Origin of the sequence: Thermogemmatispora sp., assembly GCF_019683635.1 — a bacterium.
Taxonomy (GTDB): domain Bacteria; phylum Chloroflexota; class Ktedonobacteria; order Ktedonobacterales; family Ktedonobacteraceae; genus Thermogemmatispora.
The window spans coordinates 1-15181 of the sequence record NZ_JADGIA010000124.1; the positions used below are offsets into that span (position 1 = coordinate 1).

General features: G+C 61.2%; 11 protein-coding genes. 5 read left to right on the top strand and 6 right to left on the bottom strand.

The genetic code is table 11. The annotated features are described in order from the left end of the window. Window positions 1-533: 533 nt before the first annotated feature. Window positions 534-1157, top strand: coding sequence for a CDP-diacylglycerol--glycerol-3-phosphate 3-phosphatidyltransferase (gene pgsA, locus IRZ31_RS13940; RefSeq protein ID WP_297154643.1), 624 nt, complete (start codon window positions 534-536; stop codon window positions 1155-1157). A gap of 130 nt (window positions 1158-1287) precedes the next feature. Here the strand turns inward: pgsA and plsY are convergent, their stop codons facing one another. Both plsY and IRZ31_RS13950 read right to left on the bottom strand, forming a co-directional pair. Continuing rightward, complete coding sequence (gene plsY / locus IRZ31_RS13945) at window positions 1288-1989, bottom strand: glycerol-3-phosphate 1-O-acyltransferase PlsY (RefSeq protein WP_297154646.1); 702 nt, start codon at window positions 1987-1989, stop codon at window positions 1288-1290. A 530-nt stretch (window positions 1990-2519) separates the two neighbouring features. Next, window positions 2520-3392 (bottom strand): pantoate--beta-alanine ligase, encoded by an 873-nt coding sequence (locus tag IRZ31_RS13950; protein WP_297154648.1) that lies wholly within the window; start codon window positions 3390-3392, stop codon window positions 2520-2522. Window positions 3393-3713: 321 nt separating this feature from the next. On the opposite strand from IRZ31_RS13950, the gene IRZ31_RS13955 reads away from it, so the two are divergent. Together IRZ31_RS13955 and greA are read left to right on the top strand one after the other, a co-directional pair. Continuing rightward, window positions 3714-4970 carry an alpha/beta fold hydrolase gene (locus IRZ31_RS13955; RefSeq protein WP_297154650.1) on the top strand — a complete coding sequence of 419 codons (1257 nt, stop codon included), beginning with the start codon at window positions 3714-3716 and terminating at the stop codon, window positions 4968-4970. Window positions 4971-5958: 988 nt separating this feature from the next. Continuing rightward, window positions 5959-6480 carry a transcription elongation factor GreA gene (gene greA / locus IRZ31_RS13960; RefSeq protein WP_151730118.1) on the top strand — a complete coding sequence of 174 codons (522 nt, stop codon included), beginning with the start codon at window positions 5959-5961 and terminating at the stop codon, window positions 6478-6480. Between the two features lie 235 nt (window positions 6481-6715). Here the strand turns inward: greA and IRZ31_RS13965 are convergent, their stop codons facing one another. Beyond that, a complete protein-coding gene (locus tag IRZ31_RS13965; protein WP_297154653.1) occupies window positions 6716-7843 on the bottom strand; it encodes an aminopeptidase in 1128 nt (375 codons plus the stop codon). 27 nt (window positions 7844-7870) lie between these two features. Beyond that, window positions 7871-9229: an MFS transporter gene (locus tag IRZ31_RS13970; RefSeq protein ID WP_297154655.1), complete on the bottom strand. Its 1359-nt coding sequence runs from the start codon at window positions 9227-9229 to the stop codon at window positions 7871-7873. A gap of 714 nt (window positions 9230-9943) precedes the next feature. On the opposite strand from IRZ31_RS13970, the gene IRZ31_RS13975 reads away from it, so the two are divergent. Together IRZ31_RS13975 and IRZ31_RS13980 are read left to right on the top strand one after the other, a co-directional pair. After that, window positions 9944-10963, top strand: a complete 1020-nt coding sequence (locus IRZ31_RS13975) for a ribose-phosphate pyrophosphokinase (protein ID WP_297154657.1) — start codon at window positions 9944-9946, stop codon at window positions 10961-10963. Window positions 10964-11062: 99 nt separating this feature from the next. After that, window positions 11063-11806, top strand: a complete 744-nt coding sequence (locus IRZ31_RS13980; RefSeq protein WP_297154659.1) for a hypothetical protein — start codon at window positions 11063-11065, stop codon at window positions 11804-11806. A gap of 215 nt (window positions 11807-12021) precedes the next feature. Here IRZ31_RS13980 and IRZ31_RS13985 read toward each other — a convergent pair whose 3' ends face one another. Together IRZ31_RS13985 and IRZ31_RS13990 are read right to left on the bottom strand one after the other, a co-directional pair. Next, window positions 12022-13347, bottom strand: coding sequence for a CBS domain-containing protein (locus IRZ31_RS13985; RefSeq protein ID WP_297154661.1), 1326 nt, complete (start codon window positions 13345-13347; stop codon window positions 12022-12024). A 7-nt stretch (window positions 13348-13354) separates the two neighbouring features. Further along, window positions 13355-15067 carry a CTP synthase gene (locus IRZ31_RS13990; protein WP_297154663.1) on the bottom strand — a complete coding sequence of 571 codons (1713 nt, stop codon included), beginning with the start codon at window positions 15065-15067 and terminating at the stop codon, window positions 13355-13357. Window positions 15068-15181 lie beyond the last annotated feature (114 nt).

Below are 15181 nucleotides of genomic sequence, written 5' to 3' on the forward strand. Positions count from 1 at the left end.
ACCCTCTGCCTGGCCTGTGGTCGGCTGACCGGTAAGCCAGGCCAGGGCTTGGCCTGGCGCTTCCTGGGCCAGGCTGGCCCCAGCCTGGCTACAGCACCCTTCACTGCGCGCTCATTGGCCGAGGCACTCGGCTGAGTGCGCACAATATTTCCTGTTACACCTAACTACCTGCTCTGAGCGCACAAGGCTGTTAACGCAGATCCGGGTCAGCACATGCTGCTCGCTCGTCCGGCGGTCTCCTCACGAGGCGCCCGCTCCCGCTGCCTGGGTGCTCGCCTCGCTCGTACGGAGACAGCAGCGGGGCACAATGGTGGGGCACACACCCACACACAAAGGAAGGATGCCGAGGATGGAAGCCAGGCGCCAGGCGAACTGGCTCAGGCTGGCGTTGCTTACCCCCTGGTCAGGGCCACGGCGACGCCAGCACTTGTTGCTTGCTTGCCAGCAGATGCAGTCGTGAGCTGCGCTCTACCCAACCGTCAGCACTTTGCTTATAATGTGAGTACCCAACGCCGTAAGGAGACCGCTGGATTATGCAGCATGTTCCCAATCTACTGAGCCTCAGCCGGATTGCCAGCACTTTGCTCATCTTCATCCTGGTGCTGATCAATCAGCACTGGGCTTTTTTCGTGGCCACGGTTTTCTTTGTGCTGGCTTCCATCACTGACCTGCTCGACGGTTACCTGGCGCGCCGCTATCATCTGGTCTCATCGCTAGGCGTTTTCCTTGATCTGACAGCTGACAAGGTTTTTGTCTCCAGCATCCTCATCGCCCTGGTGCAGATCGGGCTGGTGCCAGCCTGGATCGTCGTGATCATTGTCGCTCGCGAATTTCTGGTCACAGGTCTGCGCTCCATGGCCGCGGCCCAAGGTACCGTGATCGCTGCAGGACGCTGGGGAAAGCAAAAAACCTTTATCACTTTGCTCGCCATCGGCGGTATCCTCCTGGCCCACGGACTTGGCGATCCTCGCCTGGCGCTCTTTCCCACTCCCGTGTTGACGCTCTCGCCCGTGGCCTGGAGTCCGAGCAGTCTGCTCCATTTGCTGGCAGATATCGCTCTTATACTGGCCACCTTCTGGACTATCATGTCAGGAGTAGAGTACGTGCTGCGCGCCTTGCCGCTCCTGCAGGGTAAAAAGGAACACCTGCGCGCCTAGTACGGAGCCTTCTCTTCGCCGCAACTCACAGGACAGCATGGACTGGACTGGACTGGACTGGCTGGCTGGGACCGCTGCCAGGAACTCAGGTGCCCGGCCTTTGGCGTTGCTCGCTGACTCGCCCGCTAGCTCAGCGAGAGGAAGCCGCCCCACCGGGCGAGGCCACCACCTCCTTCTGCCCGAGCTTGCGCTCTTTCCCGGCAAGAAGCCGTTCAATGTTGTCAGAGTGGAAGATGATCACGAGCAGAGGGGCCACAATCATGAAGATCATGGCCGGCACCGGGAGCCAGCCGAGGAGACCGAAGACAATGCCACAGATCATGACTGTGACACAGCCTACCAGGGAGCCAAGAGAGACATAGCGGGAGAGGGCAATGGTGCTAATGGTCAAGACTGCCCCGATGCCAAAGATAAGGAAGGAGACAGGGGGAGCAACGAAGAGCAATGAGCCGGCCCCAGTGAGGACGCCTCTGCCACCCTGGAAGCCAATAAAAATGGGGTGGCGATGGCCGATGAGTGCCGCTAATCCAGCCAGCAGGGGCCCCCAGCCTAGCACATGAAAGAAGGGCACATAGACGGTCAACAGCATCGGCAAAATACCTTTGGAAAGGTCGAGAACCATGACAATGATGGCCGGCCCTAGCCCAAGGACCCGGTTGACATTGGTCGCCCCCGTCTTGCGGCTGCCATAGTTGCGAATATCAAAGTCACGTCCGCGCAGGATCTTGCCCATCCAGTAGCCTGGCGGCAACGACCCCCAGAGATAGCCGATGATGGCCACGAGCAAGAGTCTGAGCGCGATAAAAATGGGTTGATCAGCGGTAAGCGGCATAGGAGCCTCCTTCGTTGACTCGATGAAGTCGGAGCTAGCTAGCACCTGTTGACGGCGCGTCGTAGCGCGCCCTTATTATAGGGCACAATGTCCGTCGGATTCCAGCCAGCCAGTTCCGCTAGAAGCCTCTTCTGCTCTCCTTCCGCGCTCGTCGGCGCATCTGCTTACTTACTCTCTTTCCGGGACACCTCTCGCGGCGAACAAGCCAGCGCCATATGGCAAAAGCGAGCGCAAGGATGCCAGGTTCCTGGGTCAGCAGATCCCAGGCCCAGACCAAACCAGACCTGACCTGACCGGTCCGCAGCCCGGCGAAGTCGGTCAGGATCGCTCCTACAGCCCCCATATGGCGCTCTGGACAGGGCAAGACGGGCCGAGACGAGCCGAGCCGCCAGGGCCAGGGAGCCAGTAGCGGACGGGAAGAAAAGAGACTGGTCCAAAGGGAGACCATATGAGGACGGGCCGCATGAGGATTACTTTCTTGTCTTGATTTCATCCTGGTAACAGACAGCAGCACAAGATTACGGTTGACTCTAGCCGGAGGCTGGCCGCTCCTGCGACCAGAGCAGGCTATCAAGCAGGCGAACACCTCCGATGCGGACCGCGGCCAGGAGGAGCGCCCTGTCCTCAAGCCCAGCCAGGGCCGCCAGTGAATCTGGATCGCACAGCGCGACATATTCCAGCGTTGCCAGAGGCTCCGCCTTGATCACTTGCTCCATTGCCTGGGTGACCGCCTCTGGTCTCCGCTCGCCGGCAAACAACAATCCCAAACCGGTTAATAAGGAGCTGTAGACGATACGAGCAACAAGGCGCTCATCCGCAGTTAACAGAGCATAATTTTCACTATACGCCAGCCCCTCAGCGTCTCGTTGCTCAGGTTGGACGGAGATACTCACGTCGATGTTGAGGTCGCGCACAAGGCGACGCATGAGCGCAACCATATATACCTCGTTGCGCGATACGTAGGCGATATCTGGACGGACGAGCAGCAGCAGCTTGCAAGCAGTGGTGGCAATGGCCTGCAAACGCTGCGGATAGAGCCGGGCCTCGATGCACTCGGCCAACGTCCCAGCAGGGGCGACATAGGTGGCAAAGTCTGCTGGATACATGGCCTCGCGCTCCGGCGCAAAGACCACATCAACCCCCAGCCGCTCCAGCAGTCGCAGCTTATGCTCGTTGACCCCTTGCTCGCGAGCATGGCGTGCCAGCTCTTCGGGCGAGGTGAACTGGAGAGGGTCGGCAAAGAGGCTGACGACACAGATCTCACATTCCCGCCTGGCTGCCTCGATGAGAGCCAGATGCCCCGGGTGTAGACTACCCTGCGTCGGAACGAGGGCTACGGTTCCCCCAGATAGCCAGCCACGTGCCGTCTCAGTCATCTCCCACAGTTCATGAATCACGCGCATACTTTCTCCCCGGGCTGCGCCCATTTGTATAAAAATGTATCTCTATTATTCATTATGTGCGCGTATTGTAGTTGCTCCGTGATGCGGCGTCAACTCACCTACCATGCTATACTACTCAGCGAACAAGCCTGCTTTCACCCCCGCGCCCACGCTGGTCCTGGCGCGACCCTGGGCTGGCGGCCATCATTGCCCGTCAGCGTCATAGCCACTCGCTGTGCAGCCAGCAATGCTCTGACGAGGGTCTCCCGCTGGCGCTCCCTGAAGTAGCGCCCCCTCGTCTCTCATGCTATACTACTCAGCGAGGAGGTCTGCGTCTCACCCATGAAGAACGCTTTGCCCCGCCTGAAATGGCTGCTGCGTCTGAGCGGCTCCGCCAGCCTGTTAGCGGGCCTGGGGGCCGTCCTGGCCGTTGTCTGGCACCGCCTCCTGACACCACAGCTGCTAGAGAGCACGCTGCCGGGTCAGCCACGGCTCTACCGCTGGCGACACGGCCACATTTTTTACACTCTGGCCGGTCCCGAGCAAGGGCCACCGCTAGTACTCTGGCACGCGCCCGGGCTGGCAGCCTCCGCCTATGAGCTGCGCGAGTTGGCGGCCTTCCTGGCAGAACACTATCGGGTCTATGCCCCCGACCTGCTGGGTTTCGGCCTTTCCGACCGGCCTGCGCTCTCCTATAGCGGCCCTCTCTATGTCGAGCTGTTGAGCGATTTCCTGCGCGAGGTAGTCGGGCAGCCAGCACTGCTTATAGCTCAGGGAACAAGCTGCCAGTACGCTCTGGACGTGGCCAGGCGCGAGCCTGAGTTGTGCCGCGCTCTGGTACTGCTCCGGCCAGAGCATGATGCGGGATGCTGGCGGGAGCGCTTCCCCTGGCTCAGATCGCTGCTGGCTTTCCTGGCTCGCACCCCGCTGCTGGGGTTGCTCACCTATTGCCTGCTGACGACGCGGCTCGCCTTACGCGCTCTCTCGACCCCGGGGCAGAGGCAGAGCGATCTGGACTATAGCTATGCCACGACTCACCAGTTCGGTGCGGAACACGCCGTACGAGCCTGGCTGGCTGATCGGCTCCGTCTAGAGGAGAATGGCGCCCGGCCTCCAGCGAACTCTCTCGCCTGTCCTGTCCTGCTCGTGCAGGCTGACTCAGAGAGGAGCAAGACCCACAGCTGGCCCGGGCTTCAGGGCCAGGAGGCGGCGGTCGAGCAGCTCTGGATCGAGACCCGGGACTGCACAGTCGATCGCCAGGTCGCGGCGTTGATCAGCGCTCGCCTGAGCAGCTGGCCAGCTCTCGCGGCGCAGGCAGAGGAGGCCTCCACGGCGGCCTCTGGCAGCGGCGAAGCTCAAGAGGCGCCCCAGGCCATCGAGAGCGAGTCGGCGCAGTCCACAGCCACATCTGCGGTGGCGCAGACCCAGCATCAGTTAGCAGCCAAGTCAGAGCCTGCTCTTGAAGCGTATTGCGTCAGATGCAGGCAGAAAAGTCCGATGCTCGCTGTATCAGAAACAACTCTGAAGAACGGGCGTCCGGCCCTGCAAGGCACCTGTGCGCGCTGCGGCGCACGTATGTATCGCATCGTTCGTCGCTGATCAGCCCAGTCCACGGCGCGGCGCGCAGATTGGTAGGCCGCCCGTCGCCTCTGCAGGAGTGTCTTCGCCCCGCCGCGGGTGCGCGGAACAGAATCAACCCTGTTCGTCGTTTTAACCTTAAGAAGGGAGGCAACAGCAGCGAGGGAAGGAAGCCAGGTGAGAAGCCGGACAGCGGTCACATCATGGGTCGTGTGCTGGCCTGGTGCGCCTTTGCGTTGCGTTGCGTTGGAGCGCACCAGAGCGAACAGGCATCTGACTAGCCAGTACAACACCATAGCAAAAATGGCTACCTGATTTGACTTGACGTCCGGTTTTTGAGACCGTATAATCTCTGTCATGTGTTGCGCACCTGGCGTAGCGCCTGCTGCGCGCTGAGCAGCTCTTGAGGGAACCCTGACGGACAACCACGTGGCAGTATTGCCCCAAACTCTGCACGGATGCATGCGCAGCGGATCATGATCGCCGAGTCGCGCCCAGGTAAAGCGTGGCCCAGCGATCACTTGCAACAGAAGCATGCCTGTTCTCTTCCCCGGTTTTAGCAACCCACCGGGGCCGCCTGGTGGGAGGGGCTATGGATTCGCCTTCTGACACTCCCAGCCCCAGGCAGCCATCCACGCCGTGGCACCTGGCAATGGCCAGGGCCAGACAAGGGCAAGAAAAGCAGGCATCCGGGACACCCCGGGCCCGCCCGCCGGTCCAAGCGCGCTGCGTTGCACCGAGCAACCGGCCACAGTGAGGGGTGAGCCGCCAGGATGCCATTCCATCAAAGGGACCGAAAGGCCGCCCAGCCGCGCCCAGAGCAGGCGAAGCGCCCGTCGAGCCGCAGCGGTCCTCAGTCTGACTGTGGGGATCAGACAGAGAAGTGTTCAAACGGACCGGACCGATGACAAGCTAGAGCTAGCGATCGCGAAGATCTGGGAGAGGCAACCGCGAACGAATCACGCTTCGATCACGAGCCTTAAGACCAGAGAGGAGTAGGAGTCTAAATATGAGTATTGGTGGACAGAGCGATGTAACACCCGAGCGCAAGGTCTACTTTCTAACCCCTGAAGGATATCGCAAGAAGAAAGAGCGCCTGGAATACCTGCGCACGGTCAAGCGCCAGGAGGTCGCTGACTTTATCCACGACGCCAAGGAAGCCGGCGACATCAGCGAAAGCGGCGCCTATGAGGAGGCCAAGCGCCAGCAGGCTGCGGTAGAAGGCGAGATTCTGGAGCTGGAGAAGTTGCTGGCCTCTTCCGAGATCATGACCGCCGATATGCACAGCGATCTCCAGGGTCCTCCGGTCGTGCGTATCGGTATGCAGGTAGAGGTTGAGACAGAGAGCGGCGCAACACGTACATTCAAGATTGTAGAGACCTACGAAGCCGATCCCAAGTCCGGTTTGATCTCCGACCAGTCTCCGGTCGGCAAGGCTCTGCTCGGCCATAAGGCGGGCGACGTCGTGAGCGTTTCGACGCCGGGTGGCGTGACAACCTACAAGATTCTGTCGGTGCGCCCCATGCTCTGAGCAAGTGGGCGTCAGCAGCCTGGCCGCCGCAGCAGCGCCGGCTCACGCCCTTCTTGCGAAGAAGGACAGCACAGCAGGGTGGCTCCGCCGTCTCGCGCTGCAGGCTCGCGCGTGAGAGCAGGCGTCGATCGCCACCCTGCTCATTTTCTTGAGCTATCCGGCCTGCCAACCTGGCCCCGGCGGCCCACTCTCAGCTCAGAAGTGGGCCGCTCTGGCTAGCAGCAGACCAGGCTGGTCAGACCACAAAGTGACCATCTTTGTAGAAGAGCAGGCCATCGACACGAATCTCACTCTCCTGGCGCATATCACATACCAGGTCCCAGTGGATAGCCGACTGATTGCCGCCACCCGTCTCGGGATAGGAGGCCCCCAGGGCCAGGTGGATGGTACCCCCAAACTTCTCATCAAAGAGCGGATGCTTGGTAATGCGCTGAATACGGTAGTTATTGCCAATAGCGAATTCTCCCAGCCGGCGCGCCCCCTCATCAATGGCCAGCATGTGCTCCAGATACGGCTGACCGTGGGCCGCCTGGGCCTCAACCACGACGCCGTTTTCCAGGCGGAGGCGCACATCCTCGACCGACACCCCCTGACTGCTGCAGGGGAAACGGAAGCGAATCCAACCGTTGGCCGAGGTCTCTAGCGGACTGGTGAAGATCTCCCCACCGGGGAGATTGTAGCGGCCATCGTCGCTGATGAAGCGTCGTCCTTTGTAAGACAGGGTCAGCTCGACATCGGGGCCGCGCAGCTCAACGTTAGCTTCCTCACGCGCGCTGAGCCACTCCACCAGGCGCTCTTGCTGCTGATGCAACTCCCCCCAACGCGCCACCGGGTCCTCATCGTCCAGGAAGCAGGCACTGTAGAGGAAGTCCTCGAAATCGGCCAGGGACATGCCCGTGTTCTGAGCATAGGCGGGCGTCGGGAACATGGTCGCTGTCCAACGCAGCGACTGCGGATCATGCCGCCGACCAGGTTGGGTACGCTTGATGGCGATTTCACGCATTACACTGGCAGCTTGCTGTGCGAGCGCCAGACGAGCCGGATCGACGCCGCTCAGCTCCGAGGTGTTTTCCTCTGACTCGATATTGAGGAGGGCTTCATACTCCTCCCAGATCAAACGCTGCAAGGGCGACACAAAGGTCAGCTGCTCTTCGCTGGCCTCTTTGAAGATGATTTCAGCGAGACCTGGCAGCTGCAAGAGAGGGGAAACATGGGCGCCGGCGCGCACCGCTTCCCGTACAACTTCGCGAATGAGGGGCGCCGCCAGGGGAGTGGCGAGAATCGCCAGTCGATCCCCCCGACGCAGTTCTAGCGAATGGTGGACGAGAACGCGCGCCATACGCTGCACACGTAGATCGGCCATTGTCTTGTCCTTCTGCCTCCTTCACGATCACGCTTGCGCAGGCTGCTGCTCCGGTCCTGGCCCAGGCTCAGGTCCCGGGGGCGCCGCGACAGGCTCGATTCTGGTTGGCAAGCCGAACCAACCGACGAGACCGGCCAGCACGGTAAGCCAGCCTCCCATAATAAAGAGAATATACACCGGGATGAATTGGGCTAGATAGCCCCCGACGGCAATCGAGAGGACACTGGCGATAAACATGCTGGTCTGAATGACGGCCTCCACTCGCCCGATGAGCGTGCGCGGCGAGCTGATGAGCACCAGCGCCATATAGCCGACTTCGATGCCGCCCTGCAGCAGGCCCGTGAGACAGTAGAAGAACAAGGCCAGGGGGAACCAGACCTGAAAGCCGAAGACGACAATGCCGAGGCCCGTCAGAAAGACGCTCCCAGTCAGTAAGGAGCGCGGCGAGAGCTTCTTGCTCAAGACGCCCGCGATGAGGGAGCCAATGAGGAGACCAACGCCGCTACCAGTGGCCATCGGCCCATAGAGTTCAGGACTGACATGGAGACGCTGGCTGATGAAGACGATGTCCAGGGCATTGAGGGCACCCACCCCAAACCAGTTGATCACCAGCAGGAGCATCACCACGCCGAGGACCCGCGAGCCGAGGACAAAGCGGAAGCCGTCAATCAGCTCGGTCAGCACCCCACGCACAGCACCGCTACCACCCTCCCCAGCCACCGCCTGACGCTGCGCGCCCGGATGCAAGGCCTGAGGCGACACCCGCATGGCCAGGATACAGAGGGCTGAGACCAGAAAGGAAAGGGCATTGAGAATGGTCCCAAGGTAGGGACCAACCAGAAAGTAGAGACCCGCGCCAAGACTTGGGCCGGCAATGATAGCAAAGGCAAAGCTGGACTGCAGGATCGAGGCCGCTCGCGGCTGGTCCTGCTCGGCGAGAATGACCTGCATTACCCCCGAGCGGGCTGGAGAGAAGAAGCGGCCCAGGCTGCCAATCAGGAAGACCGCCAGATAGATGGCCGGCAAGCGCAACGCTGGCGGCACCAACAGAGGCCACAGGGCAATAAAGCAGCGCAGCAGGTCGGAAACGATCATGATCTGACGACGATTCCAGCGATCGACAAAGACGCCGGCGATCGGTCCCACCAGCACATAGGGCAGATATTGCGCTGCCCAGATGCCACTCACCGAGGCAGCATTGGGCACCAGCGTATAGGCCCAGATCTGCAAGGTTGTACTGTAAATGAAATCTCCCAGGTAGGAGATGATCTGGCCACTGGTTAAAAAGAGAAAATTACGATTGCGCAGCAGTCCCACGGGAGGAGCCTCTCCCACCGACTGCGCTGCTGTCTGGGGGGTAGTAGGTTGCTGCGAATCCAAGGACATGCAGAACTTCCTTTCTCTGTCACAGTAAACTACCAAGTGCATCCAGTGCATCCAGGGCAAGCGAAGCGGAGCCAGAGAACGGCCAACGCCCCAGGCCACTGTTGCAGCCCAGCGTCCAGCAGGGCAAACGAGCAGGTAGATGGATGGGCCTGCCTTGACTCAAGAGCCAGGTCTGAAATGGAAGCGAGAGCCTGGGAATGTGGCACCCCAGCCAGGCAGACAGCCGCAGGCGATGGTATTCCTCAGCCATGCCGGCTCATGCTCACTCTTCTGCGCGCCGCCCGGCTTTGCAACGCTGCCAGCCGGCATTCGGTCTTTGCCAAACGGGCCGTCTCAGGGGCAGACTCATGGCAGCGGCTGCCCTGGGGCCTGCCCCTTTTCTTAGCTGAACAACAGCCGCAAAGCGACGATCATGTAGATCTGGCAGAGCCTTTTAGCTATCCACTGGTCGCAATACTCAGGCATTGATCTATTCTTATTGATCAATACCAGCAATCATGCAAAAAGATAATGTACAGATGGCCACGTTGTCAAGGCATTTATCGCAGGATCATCAGCTCGCTGGTTTGGCAAGAATAGTCCACGATCTCTGCAATTCGGGAGGAAAAAGAAGGCTGGCTGGTAGCTATCGAGACATGCTACAATAGAGGGGTAACCACTGCGGGGATTGCCAGCCACAGTGGTTCTGTGGCTTCTAAGAGGGGGAAACCATTCATGACAGAGAGTGCAGCGGCAGCGAGAAGGCCGAATCGGAGCGGCCCGCCGATTGATGTGGACATCTACAGCGGCTCAGCGACCCCGGAGCTGGCGCAAGCGGTGGCAAGCTGTCTGGGGCGCCCCCTGGGGCGGCGGGAGCTGCACCGTTTTGCCGATGGCGAATGTCATGTGCAGATCCAGGAGAGCGTTCGCGGCAGGGATATCTACATCGTGCAATCGACCTGCCACCCAGTCAACGAGCACCTGATGGAACTGCTCGTGATGATTGATGCTTTCCGCCGCGCCTCGGCGGCGCGCGTCACGGCGATCATCCCCTACTATGGCTACGCCCGCCAGGAGAAGAAAACCACAGGGCGCGAGCCGATTACCGCCAAGCTTGTGGCCAACCTGCTATCGACCGCCGGGGCCGACCGCGTTGTATCTGTTGACCTGCACTCGCCAGCCATCCAGGGCTTCTTTGACATTGGCATGGACCATCTCACGGCCATTCCGCTGCTGGGCGAGTACCTGCGCCAGCACATGGACCTGAGCGATGCCGTGGTCGTGACGCCGGACACCGGGCGGGTGAAGGTGGCCGACGTCTACGCCAACATGCTCAATATTCCGCTGGTCGTGATGCACAAGCGACGCGGAGGAGACCATGCCCAGGACGTTGAGGTGCGCGCCATCGTCGGCGAGGTGGCCGACAAGCGGCCCATCATTGTGGACGATATCATCTCGACTGGGGGGACAATCGTCACCTGTACCCAGGCCCTGCTGGAGGCCGGAGCCAAACCGGACATCACTGTGGTGGCGACCCATGCCGTGCTGACCCCGCCGGCGGAGGAGCGGCTCTGCATGCCAGAGATCACGCGCGTCGTCACTACCGATACTATCCCTCTGGGCAACAAGACCCTCGGCGGCAAGGTCGTGGTGATCTCCGTCGCCTCCTTGCTGGCCGAAACCATCGAGCGTCTGCACGAGGGACGTTCGATCAGTGCCCTCTTCCGCGACTGGCGTGAGAGCTATCCTGTCTAATATTGACACATCCTATCGGGAACGCTCATAATATAGAGGCATCTTATCATGGGTGCCACGGGCATACTTGCCCCAACCAGGGGCAGCAAGGAGCGTTTCATGCTAACCTTTGAAGATGTGACCGGTTTCTTCCTGAAGGCGGCTGCGGAGGTCGGGCTGACGGCACATCCCGAATACTGGATCAACTCCCGCACCATGGAACGTGAATTTGCCTGCACCTGTCACATCGGAAGCTGCGAACAGGTCGAAAACTCCAGCATCTGCACCGTCTCCTTTAGCTGGGGTAGTCTGGATACCGCGCTTTCCCTCGAAGGGCCCAGGGGAGTCTGCGATTTCTTCCACGAGCCTCACGCCGATTGTCCGCACCTGCGCACGCGCGAGATTCCTGCGCTGGTGCTGGACCTCTCCTACTCGCTCTCCCTCAAAGGCACCACCTTCTCGGAAGAGTCGCTCCTCTCCTTGACCCAGATGCTCAGGCTGCGCGCCAGTGAGCACAGCAGCCGCACGATCGAGACCCGGCCCGGCGTCACGCTGACTCTCCAGGACCATCGCCTCGCCCCGGAGTCACTGACGCTCCAGCAGCGCGTGGAACTCCCGATCTGGCACCCAGAGGGTCTGCGCGGCCTGCACGAGAGTTCTCCTTACCATTACAGCGGGGATCAGACACTCAGTCCAAACTGGAGTCATCGCTATAGCTACGAGGAGGAGGAAGAAGGCGAGACGGAGATTGTGGCCGATGACCCGCATCCCGAAGAATGGCTGCCTCGGGTCATGGTGGATGTCTGCCAGGACATTGTTCATGTGCTTGAAGCCTTGAGCGCGGTCTGCTCTCTTCCCGACTAGGCAAGGGGGAGAGCAGACCGCCCGCTCTATCTGCCCTCGTTGCCGGGATTGCTCATGATTCTTCTTCTTTTTTCTTTTTTCTGCTTTCCAGTGAGTGAGGGCCTCTTTCGCCTCTCTACCATCTTGAGAGCTGGGCTGGCTGATCTGCCGCTTCTCTCTCTCCCCTGCCCTCGTTCTTGGGCCCGCCCTTCCTCAAGAAGGCGGCTCAGGCCCAATCAATAGCGGCGCAGTGGCCGTCGACGCCGCTCCGGCGGCAGCAGGATGTCGATAGCATCGTCAACGGTGACAATCCCCTGGAGAGCACCCTCGTCGTTGACCACCGGGACGGCGAAGAGATTGTATTTGGCAATAATCTCGGCCACATTGAGCGCATCAGCCTCGGGCCGCACCGTGACCAGGTCGCGATGCATGAGTTCTTGCAGAGTCTGCTCCGGGGAGGCCACCAGCAGGTTCCAGATCGAGACGACGCCGAGCAGGTGCGGCTCATCGCGCTCCTCGTCATCGACGACGTAGATGTAGACGGCGTGGCCGTCCTGATCGAGAATATGACGACGCAGGGCCTCCAGGGCCTCGGCGCTGCTCCGGCTGCCGCTCAGGGCCAGGTAGTCGGTGGTCATCAGGCCGCCGGCGGAGTTTTCGGCGTACTCTAGCAGCTCACGGACGTCCTCCGATTCCTCGGGCGTCAGCAGGCGCAATAGCTCCTGGGCCCGATCCTCTGGCAAGCGAGCCAGGAGATCGGCGACTTCGTCCGGCTCCATCGCGCGCAGGATGGCGGCGGCCCGCGCGGCACTGAGCTTCTCCAGGATATAGGTCTGGCGTTCGGTGTCTACCTCCTGGAGAATGTCAGCGGCGGTCTCGTCGTCGAGGCCATCCAGCAAGCGCGCACCCTGGGCCGGCGTGAGCTGGTGGATGATGTCGGCGATGTCGGCGGGACGCAGCTCGGCCAGGGGGCCGCTCGGCGGACGCCTCAGCTCCTGACGTGCCTGCCCTTCCGGCCTGCCTGCTCCCCCTTTTCCGCCTTCCAGGCCCTCGCCCGGCGTCGGCTCCCCCTCGCGCAGCAGCTCCAGCCGTTCCCAGGGGATGAGGCTGCCCGGCGCCTCGCGCCCCCTGGCTCCTAACAGCCAGGCAGGCATCAGGCGCCGCAGCAACCCCCAGGTGCTGGTATCGATCCCAACGACGCGCCAGTCCTGCTCTAAACAGACATCGTTGACGCGCACCGGGCGCCGCCGCTCCAGATCAACCGCCTGCTTGTCAAGAACCTCGTGCGCCAGGCTGATCTCGTTCTCGACCGCAGCAGGCGGCGGCAGCTCGGGCAGGGCCATGCGCAGGACCAGCACGTGATCACGTACCTGGACCGCCAGCGGCGTGACACGCCAGAGGCGCCCATCCTGACCTTCTACCAGCAGAGCGCTGGCATAGGTGGGGCCGCCAGGCTCTTCGCGCGCCTGCGCGGGGGCCACCAGCACATCGGTGAGTTTCCCAACGCGCGTACCTTGCGCGTCCTCTACAGGTGCCCCGAGTAGATGACTCAAATATAACATCTTGCCTTTATTTCGACATTTCGAGTCGTGAATCCGAAGCGACGCCCTCGGGGGTGCGCGTGACTCCGACGCGGGCCACGCTCTCCTCGCCTGTCTCCGAGCTACTCGCGCTCATGCCAGCGTGCCGCTTGCAGGCGGCGATGAAGTCGCGGAAGAGCGGATGGGGGCGATTCGGGCGGCTCTTAAACTCTGGGTGGAACTGTGAAGCGACAAACCAGGGATGATCGGCCAGTTCGATGATTTCGACCAGGCTATTGTCGGCGGAGCGACCGCTGATGACCAGGCCGTGGGCTTCCATGCGCTTGCGGTACTCATTGTTGAACTCGTAGCGGTGGCGATGGCGCTCGAAGACAATGGCCTCACCGTAAGCCTGGTAGGCGCGAGTGCCGGGGATCAGACAACAGACCCAGTTGCCCAGGCGCATTGTACCGCCTTTCTCCGAGATATGGCGCTGGGTTGGCATCAGGTCGATGACGGGATGGGGCGAATGCGGATCGAACTCCGAGCTATTGGCGCCTTCGAGGCCGAGCACATTGCGGGCGAATTCGATGACGCTGACCTGCATGCCCAGACAGAGGCCCAGGTAGGGCGTATGAGTACGGCGCGCATAGCCGGCGGCCTTGATCTTCCCCTCGACCCCGCGGGGGCCGAAGCCGCCGGGCACGATGATGCCGTGGACATCTTCCAGGGCCTCGGTATAGGCCTCACCCATCTTCTCCAGGGCCTCCGAGTTGATCCACTTGATCTGGACATCGACGTCATGGTACCAGCCGGCATGGCGCAGCGCCTCGGCCACCGAGAGATAGGCATCGTGCAGATCGACGTACTTGCCTACCAGGCCGACGGTGAGAGCCGGGCGCGGCTTCTTGATCTTCTCCACCAGGGCGCGCCACTCCTCCATCCGTGGCGGATGGGCCGGCAGCGAGAGGGCCTGCACCAGGTAGTCGCCGAGGCCAGCCTCTTCCAGAATCAAGGGGATCTCATAGATGGTCTCGACAGTTAACAGGGGGACAACGGCGCGGGTTTCGACGTTGCAGAAGAGGGCGATCTTCTCGCGCAGCTCCTCGCTCACAGGGTAGTCCGAACGGCAGAGAATGACATCGGGCTGAATACCGACGCGCAGCAGCTCCTTGACGCTGTGCTGCGTCGGTTTGGTCTTCAGCTCACGAGTCGCGCCCAGATAGGGCAGCAGGGTCACGTGCAGGTAGAGCACATTGGCCCGCCCCACATCCTTGCGCATCTGACGGATGGCCTCCAAAAATGGTTCGCCCTCGATATCGCCGACCGTGCCACCCACCTCGACAATGACGACGTCGGCGTCCGAGCGGCGCGCTACATTATGGATGCGCTCTTTGATCTCATTGGTAATATGGGGAATCACCTGAATCGTGCCCCCCAGGTACTCGCCACGCCGCTCCTTGCTGATCACGGTGGCGTAGACCTGGCCGGTGGTGACGTTGTTGGCCTGGTAAGCTGGTTCATCGGTAAAGCGCTCGTAGTGGCCCAGATCGAGGTCGGTCTCTGCTCCATCGTCTGTGACAAAGACCTCGCCATGCTGATAGGGGGACATGGTGCCGGGGTCAACGTTGATGTAGGGGTCGAGCTTCATGATGGAGACGGAGATGCCCCGATTCTTGAGCAGACGCCCGATGGAGGCAACGCTAATACCCTTGCCCACAGACGATGCCACACCGCCGGTCACAAAGATAAATTTTGACATAAGAACTCCTCCTCGTGTGGAGCCTTCACCATCGCGTATGAGACCGTCTTCATTCGCTCAGTCAGTCAGTCAGTCAGTCACTTGCTCACAGGCCGCCTGACACTGGCTACCACT